The 13,703-nt window shown below is 71.7% G+C and carries 15 protein-coding genes and 1 pseudogene; 3 read left to right on the top strand and 13 right to left on the bottom strand.

Going from position 1 to position 13,703, the window contains the following annotated elements; genetic code table 11:
• The 4 genes and pseudogenes from VIG76_RS11635 to VIG76_RS11620 form a co-directional block, all read right to left on the bottom strand.
• On the bottom strand, window positions 1-221 hold a 221-nt coding region (locus tag VIG76_RS11635; RefSeq protein WP_331954290.1), incomplete at its 3' end, for a carboxymuconolactone decarboxylase family protein.
• 101 nt (window positions 222-322) lie between these two features.
• A complete protein-coding gene (locus tag VIG76_RS11630; protein WP_331954288.1) occupies window positions 323-712 on the bottom strand; it encodes a hypothetical protein in 390 nt (129 codons plus the stop codon).
• 43 nt (window positions 713-755) lie between these two features.
• The gene (locus VIG76_RS11625) at window positions 756-2,138 is read right to left on the bottom strand and encodes a protein kinase domain-containing protein (protein ID WP_331954286.1); all 1,383 of its coding nucleotides are present in this window, start codon (window positions 2,136-2,138) and stop codon (window positions 756-758) included.
• A 232-nt stretch (window positions 2,139-2,370) separates the two neighbouring features.
• Window positions 2,371-2,559, bottom strand: a pseudogene (locus VIG76_RS11620) (DUF2277 family protein); the annotation flags it as partial.
• Window positions 2,560-2,690: 131 nt separating this feature from the next.
• On the opposite strand from VIG76_RS11620, the gene VIG76_RS11615 reads away from it, so the two are divergent.
• On the top strand, window positions 2,691-3,002 hold the full coding sequence (locus tag VIG76_RS11615) for a hypothetical protein (RefSeq protein ID WP_331954284.1): 312 nt from the start codon (window positions 2,691-2,693) through the stop codon (window positions 3,000-3,002).
• A 90-nt stretch (window positions 3,003-3,092) separates the two neighbouring features.
• Here the strand turns inward: VIG76_RS11615 and gad are convergent, their stop codons facing one another.
• Window positions 3,093-4,466 carry a glutamate decarboxylase gene (gene gad / locus VIG76_RS11610; RefSeq protein ID WP_331954282.1) on the bottom strand — a complete coding sequence of 458 codons (1,374 nt, stop codon included), beginning with the start codon at window positions 4,464-4,466 and terminating at the stop codon, window positions 3,093-3,095.
• Window positions 4,463-5,176, bottom strand: coding sequence for a hypothetical protein (locus VIG76_RS11605; protein ID WP_331954280.1), 714 nt, complete (start codon window positions 5,174-5,176; stop codon window positions 4,463-4,465). Before VIG76_RS11605 ends, gad begins: the two co-directional genes overlap by 4 nt.
• Before the next feature lie 161 nt (window positions 5,177-5,337).
• Between VIG76_RS11605 and VIG76_RS11600 the strand changes: the two genes are divergently transcribed.
• Complete coding sequence (locus tag VIG76_RS11600; RefSeq protein WP_331954278.1) at window positions 5,338-6,702, top strand: chloride channel protein; 1,365 nt, start codon at window positions 5,338-5,340, stop codon at window positions 6,700-6,702.
• A 9-nt stretch (window positions 6,703-6,711) separates the two neighbouring features.
• Here VIG76_RS11600 and VIG76_RS11595 read toward each other — a convergent pair whose 3' ends face one another.
• The 5 genes from VIG76_RS11595 to VIG76_RS11575 form a co-directional block, all read right to left on the bottom strand.
• A complete protein-coding gene (locus tag VIG76_RS11595; protein ID WP_331954276.1) occupies window positions 6,712-9,069 on the bottom strand; it encodes an arylsulfatase in 2,358 nt (785 codons plus the stop codon).
• A gap of 63 nt (window positions 9,070-9,132) precedes the next feature.
• Window positions 9,133-9,696, bottom strand: a complete 564-nt coding sequence (locus VIG76_RS11590) for a hypothetical protein (protein ID WP_331954274.1) — start codon at window positions 9,694-9,696, stop codon at window positions 9,133-9,135.
• A gap of 41 nt (window positions 9,697-9,737) precedes the next feature.
• Window positions 9,738-9,932, bottom strand: a complete 195-nt coding sequence (locus VIG76_RS11585) for an SHOCT domain-containing protein (RefSeq protein WP_331954272.1) — start codon at window positions 9,930-9,932, stop codon at window positions 9,738-9,740.
• 248 nt (window positions 9,933-10,180) lie between these two features.
• A complete protein-coding gene (locus tag VIG76_RS11580; protein WP_331954292.1) occupies window positions 10,181-11,053 on the bottom strand; it encodes a formylglycine-generating enzyme family protein in 873 nt (290 codons plus the stop codon).
• Between the two features lie 44 nt (window positions 11,054-11,097).
• A complete protein-coding gene (locus tag VIG76_RS11575; RefSeq protein ID WP_331954270.1) occupies window positions 11,098-11,637 on the bottom strand; it encodes an LURP-one-related/scramblase family protein in 540 nt (179 codons plus the stop codon).
• A gap of 157 nt (window positions 11,638-11,794) precedes the next feature.
• Here VIG76_RS11575 and VIG76_RS11570 point away from each other — a divergent pair, with 157 nt between their 5' ends.
• Window positions 11,795-12,337 (top strand): GNAT family N-acetyltransferase, encoded by a 543-nt coding sequence (locus VIG76_RS11570; RefSeq protein ID WP_331954268.1) that lies wholly within the window; start codon window positions 11,795-11,797, stop codon window positions 12,335-12,337.
• Between the two features lie 59 nt (window positions 12,338-12,396).
• Here the strand turns inward: VIG76_RS11570 and VIG76_RS11565 are convergent, their stop codons facing one another.
• Window positions 12,397-13,059, bottom strand: coding sequence for an ABC transporter ATP-binding protein (locus tag VIG76_RS11565; RefSeq protein ID WP_331954266.1), 663 nt, complete (start codon window positions 13,057-13,059; stop codon window positions 12,397-12,399).
• A partial coding sequence (locus VIG76_RS11560) for an ABC transporter ATP-binding protein (protein ID WP_331954263.1) occupies window positions 13,056-13,703 on the bottom strand: 648 nt, incomplete at its 5' end. The genes VIG76_RS11560 and VIG76_RS11565, both read right to left, overlap by 4 nt.

Raw genomic sequence — 13,703 nt, 5'->3', positions numbered from 1 at the left:
ACCCCGTTCTCCATCGCGCGCCCCAGGTGGAAGCGCAGCTGGTCGGCATCGCCGCCGGCGACGAGGGCCGCGACGGTGACGAGACTCCGGTCGCGGGCGGCGAGCTCCGGCCGGTTCCAGACGTCCTCGAAGAGCACGTCGTCGGTGAGCGCCGCGAGCTTCGGTGCGATGTCGCCGATGCTGCGGCGGCCGCCGCCGATCTGCCTGGGCTGGTCGGTCATCCGGTGCTCCTTCACGTCGAGGGTCGTCCTCACGCTAGGTCGGTCCCGTCCGGGATGGGATGCCCCGTCGGTACACCCCAGGCGCGGCCCTTCGTGCGACGTCAGTGCTCGACGGGGCCGAGCAGGATGGCCAACCCCGCGAGCACCGTCCCGCTCACGTTCAGCACGATGCCGACGCGGATGGAGACGATCTTCTGGCGATAGGCCTGCTCGAGCCGGAAGCCGAGCACGGGGCAGCCCGCCCAGATGAGCAGTGCGAGACCACCGGCGGCGGCGAGGGCGCCGATCCACCAGACGACGGTGAACTCGACCGGCATCGCGTCCGGGCGCCAGCCGGCCGCGACGAGCGGTCCGAGACCCACCGCCGGTACGAGCATCGCGGCGGCCGTCCAGAGGGTGCCGGTGCGGATGATCCGGGCCGTCTCGACCGGGATCGACTCCATCGTCGTCACGCCCTGATCCCCGGTCCCGCTCGTCTTCGGCTCGTCCATGAGCACATCCTGCCGCGCCAAGCGGAGCAGGGCGCGCGAGCGGTCAGAAGGGCCCCTGATCAGCGGGGCGCGGCACGGCGCCGGCGGCGAGCCGGAGCTCGAGACCCCGCATCACCAGGGCGGCGAGCTCCGCCAGATCCGCGAGCTCCTGCTGCGTGAACGAGCGCGGCTCCCGGTCGAAGACGGTGATGGCGCCGATGCCGGACCCGTCGGCGGTGACGAGGGGCGCCCCTGCGGAGGAGCGGATGTCGGGCCGGGTGGTGAGCAGCGTGCTCCGCCACGTCCGTGGGTCGGCCCGGACGTCCTCGACCGCCACCGGCCGGCCGGTGGTGACGGGATCCGCGCAGAACGGGTCGGTGCGCGGGAGCGAGTACCCGGTCGGCAGGCCGGCGGCGCCACGGATGTGGTTGCGCTCCGAGTCGAGCACGGAGAGCTGCGCCATCGGCGCGCGGAGGAGGCGACGCGCGAGGTGGGCGACGCGGTCGAACGTCTCCTCCCCGTCCGGGACGTCGTAGCGTCGCGCGGCCGTCATCCGCCGCGCCTCGTGCGGCAGCAGCGCCGGATCGAGCATCCGGGCGTGCACCAGCTCCGCGAGGTAGGCGTTCTGCAGCTCGACGGCGATCTGCGGCAGCGGCGGCCGGTCGTCGGGATGCCGCTCCAGCATGTCGCGCAGCACCGCGGTGAAGGTGGGGGGCAGCGTGCCGGGCACCGCGGGATCGCGCTCGAGGCGGGCGCGGAGCGACTCGGTGATCGTGCCGGGGAACGCGACCTGCGCGGTCGCCGCTTCGAGCAGCACGAGCCCGAGCGAGTAGACGTCCGACGCCGGCTCGGCATCGCCGCCCTCGGCGATCTCGGGGGCGAGGTAGGCCGCGGTGCCGGTCGTGTTCTCGCCCTCGGGCGTGCCGATGATCGTCGAGATGCCGAAGTCCGCGAGCTTCGCCCGGATCCGGTGGTCCGGCCGGTCGTCGAGCAGCAGCACGTTCGCCGGCTTCAGGTCGCGGTGCAGGTAGCCCTGCTCGTGCACGTAGTGCAACGCGTCGGCCATCTCGGCGCCGAGCGCCGTGACCTGCGTCGCCGTCAAGGGGCCGCCCCGCAGGCGCTGCCGCAGGTCGTGCCCTGGCACGCGCTCCATCACCAGGTAGATGCGCGGATGAACCGGATCGGTCGCGTCGACCCCCGCGTCGAGCAGGGTGGTCAGGGCGTGGTGGTTCAGTCGGCCGAGCAGCCGCGCCTCCGCCTCCTGCAGCCGGAGCGCCTGCGCGGACTCCGCTCGTGTGGTGAACACCTTGATCGCGACGGCGCGGCCGAGCAGCAGGTCCGTGGCGGCGTAGACGGTCGCCGCGCCGCCGCGCCCGATCACCGATCCGACGGCGTACCGGTCGTTGAGCACCGGCGGCGGCAGGGCGTCGTTCCGCTTCGCAGCCATCCCTTCGGCTGCGCCCGTGCCCGGCTCGGTGAACAAGGGAACCCCTCTGACGCGACCTCGTGTCGCGAACAGTAGGCCGCCCCGGCGACGAGAGGGGGTCCTCCTCCGGAATCACACGGAAATCGTGATGGTGGGGCCGAGCGGCCTCCGCTCGAACGGTCAGACGCACGTCGGGCGGGCATCATCGCACCCGGTCCATGATCGGTCGACGCCCATCGAATGGGTGCGGCCGTCAAGCCGGGGCCGTCCGGATCCGGACCTCGCGCTCCATCCGCTGCTCGTGCCGCGCCCGGCCCTTGATCGCCTCGAGCTCTCGGCTCTTCGGCGGCGCATTCGTCACCAGCTCCTCGAGCATCCGCCTCGTCGCCTCCGCGATCTCGTCGATCGCCTTCTCGAAGGCGGCGGCGTTCGCGCGGGGCCACGGATTGACCCCGAATCCGGGCGCGTTCCGTCATTCCGGGCGCGTTAAGGCGCCCGGAATGACGGAAGCGGCCCGGATTCCGCGCTGGTCCGCGATGGGCTTGACTGGTCGCACCGACGGAAGGATCGCGGATGACGGAGCTGGACGTGGACACGCTGCAGATCGCGCTGACCGAGGACGGCGACCTCGATGTCACCGCGGACGGCGACGACCTGTTCGTGCAGGGGCGGCGCTTCGCCCGGGTGACCTCGCAGGGCCTCGTCGTCGACCTGCCGCAGGCGCGCGCGGCGGACCTGGTCGCTCGCGGGATCGCGGCGCCCGGCCCGTCCGACGGCACGGCGCGCGGCGAGTGGGTCGTCATCGCCGACCGGGAGGATTGGCACGAGCTCGCATCCGAGGGACGCGACTTCGTCGGCGAGCCGCCCGTCGGCCACGACTCCTAGCCGGGATCCGGGCGCGTTCCGTCATCCCGGGCGTGAAGAGGCGCCCGGAATGACGGAAGTCGCCCGCATTCTGGAGGGCGCCCGGGCGGCTCAGTGGCCGGGGCCCGTCATGATCTGACGCCGCTCGCTCTCGTGCGCGCCGCCCTTCCGGGCCAGCGTCTTGCACGCGTCCTCGATGTCGCTCACGAGCGTGTCGACGTGGTCGCGGGTGAGCGTCTCCTTCACGAGCGCGCGCATGATCGTCACCTTCTCGGCGTTGGGCGGCATGGAGTACGCGGGCACCATCCAGCCGCGCTCGGCGGACAGCTGCCAGGCGACGTCGAACTCGTCGTAGCCGTTGTCGTTCGCCAGCCGGAAGGCGACGAGCGGGAGCTGCTCCTCGTCCTCGCCGATCAGCTCGAAGAGCCCGGTGGCGCGGAGCCCCTCGGCCAGCTGGCGGGCGTTCGTCTCCATGTTCCGCATGATGTAGCCGTAGCCCGCGCGGCCGTACCGCACGAAGTTGTAGTACTGCGCGATGACCATGGACGAGCCGGTCGAGAAGTTCAGCGTGAACGTCTCGTCGGTCTTGCCGAGGTAGTTCTCCTTGAACACGAGGTCGCTCGCCAGGTCCGACCTCTCCCGGAAGATCAGCCATCCGACGCCCGGGTAGACGAGCCCGAACTTGTGCCCGGACACGTTGATCGACCGCACCTGCCCGAGCCGGAAGTCCCAGGGGGAGTCGGCGTAGAGGAAGGGCCAGACGAACCCCCCGCTCGCCGCATCGACGTGCAGCGGCACATCGAGGCCCTGCTCCGCCTTCAGCCGCTCGAGCAGCGCGTTGATCCCGACCACGTCGTCGGCGTGGCCGGTGAACGTCGTCCCGACCACCGCGACGACGCCGATGGTGTTCTCGTCGATGTACGACGCGACCTCCTCCGGGCCGATCGTGTACTTGGTCGGCGTGAGCGGCACGATCCGCGGCTCGACGTCGAAGTACCGGCAGAACTTCTCCCACACGACGTGCACGTCGCCGCCGAAGACGAGGTTCGGCGCAGTGGTCGGCTCGCCCGCCGCCTCGCGGCGCTGACGCCACTTCCACTTCAGGGACAGCGCGCCGAGCATGATCGCCTCGGAGGAGCCCTGGGTGCGGGCCCCCGTCGTCTCCCCGGGCGCGTGGAACAGGTCGGCGAGCATGCGGATGCAGCGCTGCTCGATCTCCGCGGTGCGCGGGTACTCGGCGTGGTCGATGAAGTTGCGGTGCAGGTTGTCCGCGATCAGCCGCTGCGCCTCCGGCTCCATCCAGGTCGTCACGAAGGTCGCCAGGTTGCGCGCCGGGTCCCCTTCGAGCACGAGGTCCTCCGAGACGAGCCGCATCGCATCGACCGAGGTCATGCCGTCGACGGGGAACTCCTTGGAGGGCACCTCCTCCGTCACGAATCGGTTGCCGAAGAGGAGCGCTTCCTCGTCGAGGGGCGTGTAGGTCATGTCGGACTCCTTGTCTCGATGGGATGGACGGCGGGCGGGGCCACGGTGAGCGCGGCGCGCCAGGCGGGAAGCAGGAGCAGGGCTCCGACGAGGAAGCAGAGCGCGCCGAGGAAGGTGCCGCCCACGGCGACCGGGACGTCGACGAGGCCGCCCGTGCTGGGGAGCACGAAGCTGCCGAGCGCGGAGGCCATGAAGAAGACCGAGCCGGCCATGTTCACCCACCCGATCGCCAGGGGCCACGTGCGGGACGGGCCGGTCCGCAGGCTCCGCGCCGCCAGCAGGGCGAGCGCGCTCGCGACGAGGAAGAGGATCGAGCCGAACAGGTCCGGTCGCCAGACGTGCCGGTCCTGCTGCTGCACGGTGGCGTTGTGGACCAGCGCTGCGAGGGTGCTGATGTTGAAGAACAGGGTGCCGGGGAGCTGGACGGCGGCCGACAGCCAGCCGCGGTCCTGCGGCAGCCACGCGCCCAGGACCAGCCGCGACGGCACGTGCTGGCTCCGTCCATCGACGCCCGTCATCGCCGGGGTCTGCGCCTGCACGAGCTGCAGGAAGGACGCCGCGGTGAAGAAGAGGGAGCCGACGAAGAAGGTGACCGAGTCGGCCGTCGCGCCGACCGCGTTCGCGTAGGCCGGCACGGATCCGAGTGCGAAGCAGGCCGATCCGACGGCGAACAGGGACGCCAGCGCGAGGTTCAGCCGCACAGGACGCATCGGTGGCTGCCTCCCTCCGCTGCCCCGCCCTATGCAACGGCCGGGCGCGGAGGTGGCGCGTCGCCCGTGCCGGGTGACTTCGGGGGCGGATGCCGCCGCGCGCGTTCTTTCATCCGGACGTGATGACGCGGTTCGGAAGATCCGGCCTCGACGATCGAGTCGTGGCGACCACCGGGGAAGTGCACGAGTCGGCTGCGCCCGACCCCGCCGGATCCGTACCCCGGCCGCCGGATCCCATCGCCGTGATGCGGTCGGCGGCCTACCTGCGGCTGCTGATCCTCGCAGTGGTGCTGGGCGTGCCGATCGCCGGGGTGGCCTTCGGGTTCCTCGGGCTCACCGCGGCGATCAACTCATGGATGTTCACCGACCTGCCGCGAGCGCTCGGGTTCTCGGCCGCTCCGCTCTGGTGGCCGCTGCTCCCGCTCGCGCTCGCGGGGCTCCTGGTCGGCCTCACCGCGAGGTACCTGCCCGGTCGGGGCGGGGAGTCGCCTGCGTACGGGTTCCACCCCGGCGGGCCGCCGCAGACCTCGGCGCTGCCGGGAGTCCTGCTGGCCGCGCTCGCGAGCGTGGGCCTCGGCGCGGTCGTCGGGCCGGAGGCACCGCTCATCGCGCTCGGCGGGGGGCTGGCCGTCCTGGCCGTGCGGCTGAGCCGGCGTCCGGTCCCGGCGCAGGCCGCCGCGGTGGTGGCCGCGACCGGCAGCTTCGCGGCGATCAGCACCTTGCTCGGCTCGCCGCTCGCCGGGGCGTTCCTGCTGCTCGAGGCGCTCAGCATCGGCGGCACGATGGCGACCGCGGTGCTCCTGCCCGGGCTGCTCGGCGCGGGCGTCGGTGCACTCGTCTTCACGGGCCTGGGATCCATCACCGGGATCGGGACGTTCTCGCTCGCCATCCCGGACCTGCCGCCCGCGGGGACCCCCACCGTGCTCGAGTTCGGCTGGGCGGTGGTGATCGGGCTCGTCGCGGGTCCGCTCTGCGCCGGGATCAGGAGGCTGTCCATCGCAGCGCACGAGCGGGTGGTGCTGCGCTGGCCGGTGTGGGTCACCCTGGTCCTCGCGCTGGTGATCGCCGGGCTGGCGATCGCCTACGCCGCGGCCACCGGGCATGCGAGCTCCGACGTGCTGTTCTCGGGGCAGAGCACGCTGCCGGTCCTCCTCACGCACTCCAGCAGCTACAGCGTCGGCGCCCTGCTGCTGCTCCTGCTCTGCAAGGGCCTCGCGTACGTGGCGTCGCTGAGCGCGTTCCGCGGCGGCCCGACCTTCCCCGCCATGTTCATCGGCGCCGCGGCCGGCATCGCCCTGTCCCACCTGCCCGGGCTCGGGCTCATCGCCGGCGCGGCGATCGGCATCGGCGCGGTCACCGCGGGCATGCTGCGCCTGCCGTTCACCGCCGTCCTCCTGACGACCCTGTTCCTCGGATCCGACGGCTTCCCGGCGATGCCGCTCACCATCGTCGCCGTCGTCGTCTCGTATCTGACCGCGAACCTGCTCGCGCCGCCCGGGGCGGTCCCGGCGGAGCCGGGCTCCTGATGGGGCCGGCTACTCGCGCATGAGCATGCCCTGGGCCTCGCGCTCGAGGTCGATGTACGGCTCGCCGCTGACGTCGACCGCCACCCGGTTGATGGTGCCGCCGGTGAACCGGTACGGGCGCTCGCCCGGGTAGTCGAGGGTGACCTGGTCGCCGACGTCCCGACCCACAGCCAGACCTTCGCCGGCGATCATGTACCCGCCCGGCTGGAGCTTGATCCGGCCCTCGCCGACCTTCCTGTCGCCGTGGAAGAGGGACAGCAGGCCGGTCGCCACAGGAGTGGGGTCCGAGCCGTCCTTCTCGAAGGAGGCGGAGAGGATCAGGCCGTCGCCGACCGGCAGGTCGTCCGTGGCCACCACCATCTGCTCGAGCATGCCGACGAAGTTGTTCACGTAGTGCAGCCGGTTGTCCTTCACGTAGAGGCTGTGTCCGCCGAAGCGTGAGCCCTGCGAGAAGAGCACGCCCTGGGCGCCGCGCCGGGGAAGGTCGACGAGTGCGCCGATGACGAACGAGCGACCACGCACCATGACCGCCTGCGCCTCCGGCACCTCGGCGTGGTTCGGGAAGTAGACGTAGCGCTCGCGCCGCCCCGACAGCTGCGGGCGCGGGGAGATGATGATCTCCAGCGCCGAGCGGTCGTCGAGGGGGAAGCCGTCGTTCGCGCCGGCTTCGGCGTACCAGAGGTTGACCATCTCGCGGAGCCGGTCGGGCTGCTCGGCCGCCAGGTCGTGCACCTCGGATCGGTCGACATCGACGTGGTACAGCTCCCATTCGTCCTCGTTGAAGTGCGACCAGCCGCTGATCGTCGGATGGGTCGTGACGGCCTTCCAGCCGTCGTGCCAGATGCCGCGCGACCCGAGCATCGAGTAGAACTGCGTCCGCCTCGTGGTCGGCGCCGCCGGATCCTCGAAGCTGTACCGCATGCTCACGCCGTCGAGGCGGCTCTGGGTGTGACCCTTGATCGTCTCCGGCGGCTCGACCCCGAGGGCGTCGAGCACCGTCGGCACGAGGTCGATCGCGTGGTGGTACTGCTCGCGGATCTCGCCCTTGACCGACATGCCGGCCGGCCATGAGATCACGCACGGGTCGGACGTGCCGCCGTTGAACTCGTACCGCTTCCACATCTTGAACGGGGTGTTGAAGGCCATCGCCCACCCGTTCGGGTAGTGGTTGTAGGTCTTCGGGCCGCCGAGCTCGTCGAGCATCGGCAGGTTGTTGTCGATGTCGTCCGGGATGCCGTTCATGAAGAGCATCTCGTTGACCGTGCCGTCAGGGCCGCCCTCGCCGCTCGCTCCGTTGTCGGACACGAGGATGACCAGGGTGTTCTCCCGCTGGCCGGTCTCCTCGAGGTAGTCCAGCAGCCGGCCGATCTGCGCGTCGGCGTGCGAGAGGAACCCCGCGTACACCTCGGCCATCCGGGAGAAGAGGCGCTGCTCGTCCTTCGACAGCGCGTCCCATGGCCGGGTCGCGTCGAACTCGGGGAACGGCTTGCCCTCAGGCCCGCTCCGGGTCGACGGCGTGCCGATCGGGTTCAGCGGCGGCAGCTCGGTGTCCGGGGGCACGATGCCCATCTCGATCTGGCGAGCGAGGGTCGTCTCCCGCATCGCCTCGTACCCGTCGTCGAACCGGCCGGCGTACCGCTCGATCCATTCACGGGGCGCGTGGTGCGGCGCGTGGGTCGCGCCCGGGGCGTAGTAGAGGAAGAAGGGCTTCTGCGGCGCCACCGCCTTCGCGTCCATGATGAACTCGATGGCCTTGTCGGTGATGTCGACCCCGAAGTGGTAGCCCTCCTCGGGTGTCTTCGGCTGGTCCACGGGGTGGTTGTCGTAGACGAGGTCCGGGTACCACTGGCTGGTCTCCGCGCCGAGGAACCCGTAGTACCGCTCGAACCCGCGACCCGTCGGCCAGTTGCGCCGCGTCGAGGCCAGGTTCATCTCGACCGTCGGGCACAGGTGCCACTTGCCGACCATGTACGTGTTCCAGCCGCGTTCGCCGAGGATCTCGGACAGCATGCCGTTCTCCGGCGGGATCGTGCCCGACGCGTTCGGGAACCCGCTCGACCCCTCCGTGATGCACGCCATCGAGTTGCGGGTGTGGTTGCGGCCGGTGAGCAGGCACGAGCGCGTCGGCGAGCACAGCGCGGTGGTGTGCCACTGGGTGTAGCGGACCCCGTCCGCGGCGATCCTGTCGATGTTCGGCGTGTCGATGGGGCCGCCGTAGCAGCCCATCGCCGAGAAGCCGACGTCGTCGAGCACGATGTAGACGACGTTCGGCGCGCCCTCCGGCGCCTCGGGCGGCGCGAACGGGCCCCAGTCCTGGACCGAGTCCCGGATGTCGACGTTGATGACCCCGCGGAACGGCTTCGCCATGGTGGATTCCTTCGATCTGCGATGTTCGAGTGCTGGATGGGGAGCGGACGCGCCGGTGCGGGCTTACGCCGGGGTCTTCGCGTCGGCGAGGGCCTTCGTGTCGGCGGGGGCCTCCACCTCGGCGTCGGCGTCGGCGTCGTCCGCGGCGAGGAGACCGATCTCGACGAGGTCCAGGGGATGGATCCAGGCGTCGACGACCGGCATGCCGCCGGCCCGCCCGATCGCGTCCCGGAGCGGCGTGGCCCAGAGGTGCTCGATCAGGGCGATCGCCGCCGCGGCTCCTGGCTCGAGCGTGTCGGCGACGTCCCACACCTGCGACTCGTCGAGCACGTGCCCGTCGGCGCCGAGTCCCGCGCCCACGACCGCGCCGGCCTCCATGCCCTCCTCGCCGCCCATCCCGAGCCCGAGGAGGGCGCCGACGGTGGCGCCGAAGTCCTCCGCCTGCGGGATCGACAGCTCGCTCCACTGCAGCGCGGTGAGGCTGCCGTCCGCGTTCTTCTGCACGACGAGGGCGTCGATCAGGCGCACGACACCGGTGTCGTTGAGGCGCTTCATCTCCTCGATGATCTCGCCCCGGAAATCGGGCTCGTCGAAGCTGATGACGAGCATCTGGACTGGTCCGAACATGGTTCTTCCTTCGTCTCGGTCGGGATCGATGGCCGCTCGGCTCAGGAGCCGAGCACCAGCTGCTTCTGGGCGTCGAACTCCGCCTGCGTGAGCACGCCGGCGTCGAGCAGGCCCTTGAGCCGCATCAGCTCGTCGTATCCACCGGCCGATGACGCACCGGCTGCCGGGGCCGGGGCGGGAGCGGGTTCGGGCGCGGCCTGCGGCGGCGCGGCCTCCTGCTGCTCCTGCGCAGCCATCGCCTTCTCCTGGCCGCGGCGTGACGCGACGTGCGCCGTCGCCCCCAGAACAGCAGCTCGACGCAACATCCTTGGCATGACTTCTCCTCGGGGAACGATCGGACCGGCTCGACCGCCGGTATGCCGGCACCGCCGACGCCAGCGACGGTAGGACGGCGCCGGTCGCCGGGACTCACCCGGATCGGATGGTCGGCGGGGGATCTCCTCGCCGCGACCAGGCGAGGGCAGCACCTCCTCGCTGCGGGCGATCAGCGAGCGCAGCGGAACCCGATGTGGGTCATGGACGTGTCCTCGCTCTGCGGAGAACGTGCCGCCGGCCGGTACCGGAGGCAGTACTCCGGCGAGCACAGGTGGGAGCCGCCCTTGAGCACCCGCCGCACGGATCCGGACAGCTGCGGGCCCGTGAACAGCACCGGCCGGGCGCCCGCGTCCGGGCCGCGCGCGCCCTGCGGGAGGTGCCTGGGGGCGAAGAAGCTCGACGTCCACTCCCAGACGTTGCCGGCCATGTCGTGCAGCCCGAACGCGTTCGGCGGGTAGGAGCCCACCGGGCTCGTACCGCCCCATCCGGTGCTCTCGTACGGGAACCGGCCCCGCCAGTGGTTGGCCAGGCGGCTTCCTGGATCGTCCGCGTCGCCCCACACGAAGACGGCCTGGTCGAGGCCGCCCCGCGCGGCGAGCTCCCATTCCGCCTCGGTCGGCAGCCGTTTCCCGGCCCACTCGGCGTAGCGCTCGGCGTCGTCGAAGCTCACCTGCACCACCGGGTGGTCCTGCCGATCCGAGATCGAGGATCCGGGACCGGACGGGTGCCGCCAGTCGGCGCCCGGCACCCAGCGCCACCACCGACGCCAGTCCCGCAGGTCCACCGGGCCCGCGGTCATGGTGAACACCATCGAGCCCGGCTCGCGCTCCTCGGCGGACAGCTGCGGGAACTGCTCCGCGCTCAAGGGACGCTCGGCGGTCGTGACGTAGCCGGTGGCGTCGACGAACTCGCCGAACCGGGCGTTCGTGACCGGATCCGTGTCGAGCTCGAACGGTGCGACGGAGGCGCGGTGCACCGGACCCTCCTCCGGGTAGAAGCGGTCGCTGCCCATCCGGAAGTCGCCGCCGGCGATCCGCGTCATGCGCTCGGTCACGGGGTCACCGCCCGTGGTCGTCGTGTCCGCCACTACTTGCTCGGGTGCGCCATCATGTCGACGGCGACCGTCGCGGCGAGCACGAGCACCGGATCCTGGTCCTCGTCGATCTCGACCCCGTACGTGTCGGCGACGCGGAACCACTTCTTCGAGACGGTGGCCACCGCCCGGTGCCCGTCCTTGAAGCTGTACTCGTGGTCGAGCACGTTGCCCTGGACCTCGAGGTCGGGGCCGTCCTTGATCTTCACGATCCACCGGTCACGGAACGGCGTGATCAGGGCCTTCTTCACCATGGCCGCCCGATGGCCGTGCGCGTCCTCGATCTCCATCGTGTCCTTGATGTGCAGCATCCGCTCCTGGATCTTCGCGAGCTCGTGCCCGTGCGCGTCCTCGAACTTCAGGGTCTTGCGGATGCGGAGCGCCTTGCCGTCGACCTTGAACACGCGCTGGCCGGCGGCGTTCTCGATCCAGTAGTCGTCACCGATCGACACGAGCTGCTCGCGCATCCGGTACTGCGTGCGCTCGCCGCCGCCGTCGCGCTCCTCGTGCTGCTCCTTGCGCCTGCCCAGCATGGTGCTCCTGTCCGTCGGCCGACCTCGGCAGGGTCGCGCGGCCCCCGATGCGACGCGTCACCCGCTTGGGGCGATTCGCGCCGACCCCTCCGGCCCGGGCCGCCGCCGGCTGCGCCGGGCGAGCTCGACACGTGCTCGGGCGGTCGGGTCGTGCACGATGCGGCGCGACCACCGCACCGGATACGATCCCGATGCGCCGGAGCTGCAGCCCCTGCGACCCGAGCACGGTGCCGCCGTTCTGGAGTTCGAGCGCGCCGATCGGGACTACTTCGCGAGATCCATCTCCGATCGAGGTGACGAGTTCTTCGAGCACTTCGAGCGTCATCTCGAGGATGCGCTCGCCGAACAGGCCGCGGGGACCAGCGCCTACTACCTCCTGGTCGATGAGAACGGCGTCGTTCTGGGCCGGTTCAACCTCTTCGACCTTCACGACGGCACGGCCCGTCTGGGCTATCGAGTGGCCGAGAGTGCCAGTGGGCACGGCGTCGCGACCGCGGCGGTCGAGGAGATGTGCGTCCTCGCCGCGCGGGTGCACGACCTCCACTCACTTCGCGCCGCCGTCTCCAGCGCGAACGTGGCGTCGCAACGAGTCCTGTTGAGCAACGGATTCGTGACGGTCGGTCCGGCGGATCCGTCGGACATCGGTGGGAAGACCGGCTCCTGGTATCTCCGTGACCTGGGGTCGGAGCGTCGGCCGTAGCCGCGTGCCGACCGGCGGTCGAGCCGACGGAGCGAGGGCCGCCCGCAGCGTCGCCCCGACTAGGCGAGGACGCCGTCGCGCAGCGTGAGCACGAGGTCGCAGCGCCCAGTGAGCTCCTGGTCGTGCGTGGCCACGACGACGGTCGCGCCTCGCCGCGCCAGGTCGAGGAGGAGGTCCGTCACGCGTTCGCGGTTCTCGGCGTCGAGCTGCGCGGTCGGTTCGTCCGCGAGCAGCAGGGCCGGTGCGGTGGACATGGCCCGGGCGAGCGCGATGCGCTGCTGCTCTCCGCCGGAGAGGTCGTCCACGAGGTGATCCGCGCGCGCGGCGAGGCCGACCCGCTCCAGGGCGTCGCGGGCGGCGGCGCGCAGCGGCCGGCGCTCGAGGCGCCTCGCCGTGGGCAGCCCCTGCGCGGCGAGCTCGACGTTCTCCGCGGCGGTGAGCAGCGAGAGGAGGCCGAAGGATTGATGCGCGATCTGCACGCGGCCGCTCCAGGGGTCCCGCGTGCGGGGCGTGACGGCCTGCCCGTCGTAGCGGACCTCGCCGCGGTCCGGTGCCTGCAGCGCGGCGAGGACCGTCAGGAGGGAGGTCTTGCCCGATCCGGACGGTCCGGTCAGGGCGGCGATGCGGCCGGCAGGGACGGCGACGTCCACGCCGTCGAGGATCGTCCGGCGCCCGCGCCGGAGCTCGATGCCCGTCGCCGTCAGCTCGATCGGGCCGTTCATGAGCGCTCATCCTGCTGGCCGGGAAGGGGATGCAGCTCGATGTGACCGGGGTGGCGGACCACCCGTGCCCGTCCGCCGGCGGGGAACCGGTCGGCGAGATCGGCGGGGAGCTGCACCGTGCCGTCCCGTCCGATCACGGCGTACTGCTCGCCGCTGCGCGCCTCCGCTCCGATGCGGCCGTCGCGCATGGTGAGGCTGCGATCCATCGCCTCGCCGAGCTCGGCGTCGTGGGTGACGACGATCACGGTCGTACCCCAGCGGTCGCGCGCGGTGCGCAGCAGCTGCGCGATGCCCGCCGCGTTCTCCCGGTCCAGCTGGCTCGTCGGCTCATCGGCGAGCAGCAGGCGGGGGCCGGTCGCGAGCGCGGCGGCCAGGGCGACGCGCTGCTGCTCACCCCCGGAGAGCGTGCCCGCACGCCGCTGCGCCGCTTTCTCCATCCCGACCGCTTCGAGGAGCTCGGCGGCACGTCGATGGCGGACCGCGCGGGGAGCGCGAGCGGCGAGCTGCGCGAGCTCGACGTTCGCGCGCACGGTCGCGTACGGCAGCAGGTTGCGCTCCGGTCCCTGCATCAGCATCCCGATGTCCTGGCTGCGGTGCGCGAGCACCTCCCGCTCCGACGCGCGCGCGACGTCGCGGCCGAGCAC

Origin of the sequence: Amnibacterium sp. (genome assembly GCF_036559085.1) — a bacterium.
Lineage (GTDB): Bacteria > Actinomycetota > Actinomycetes > Actinomycetales > Microbacteriaceae > Amnibacterium.
Note: the sequence above shows the minus strand (reverse complement) of the source record. Positions and strands in the feature narration are given on the sequence as shown.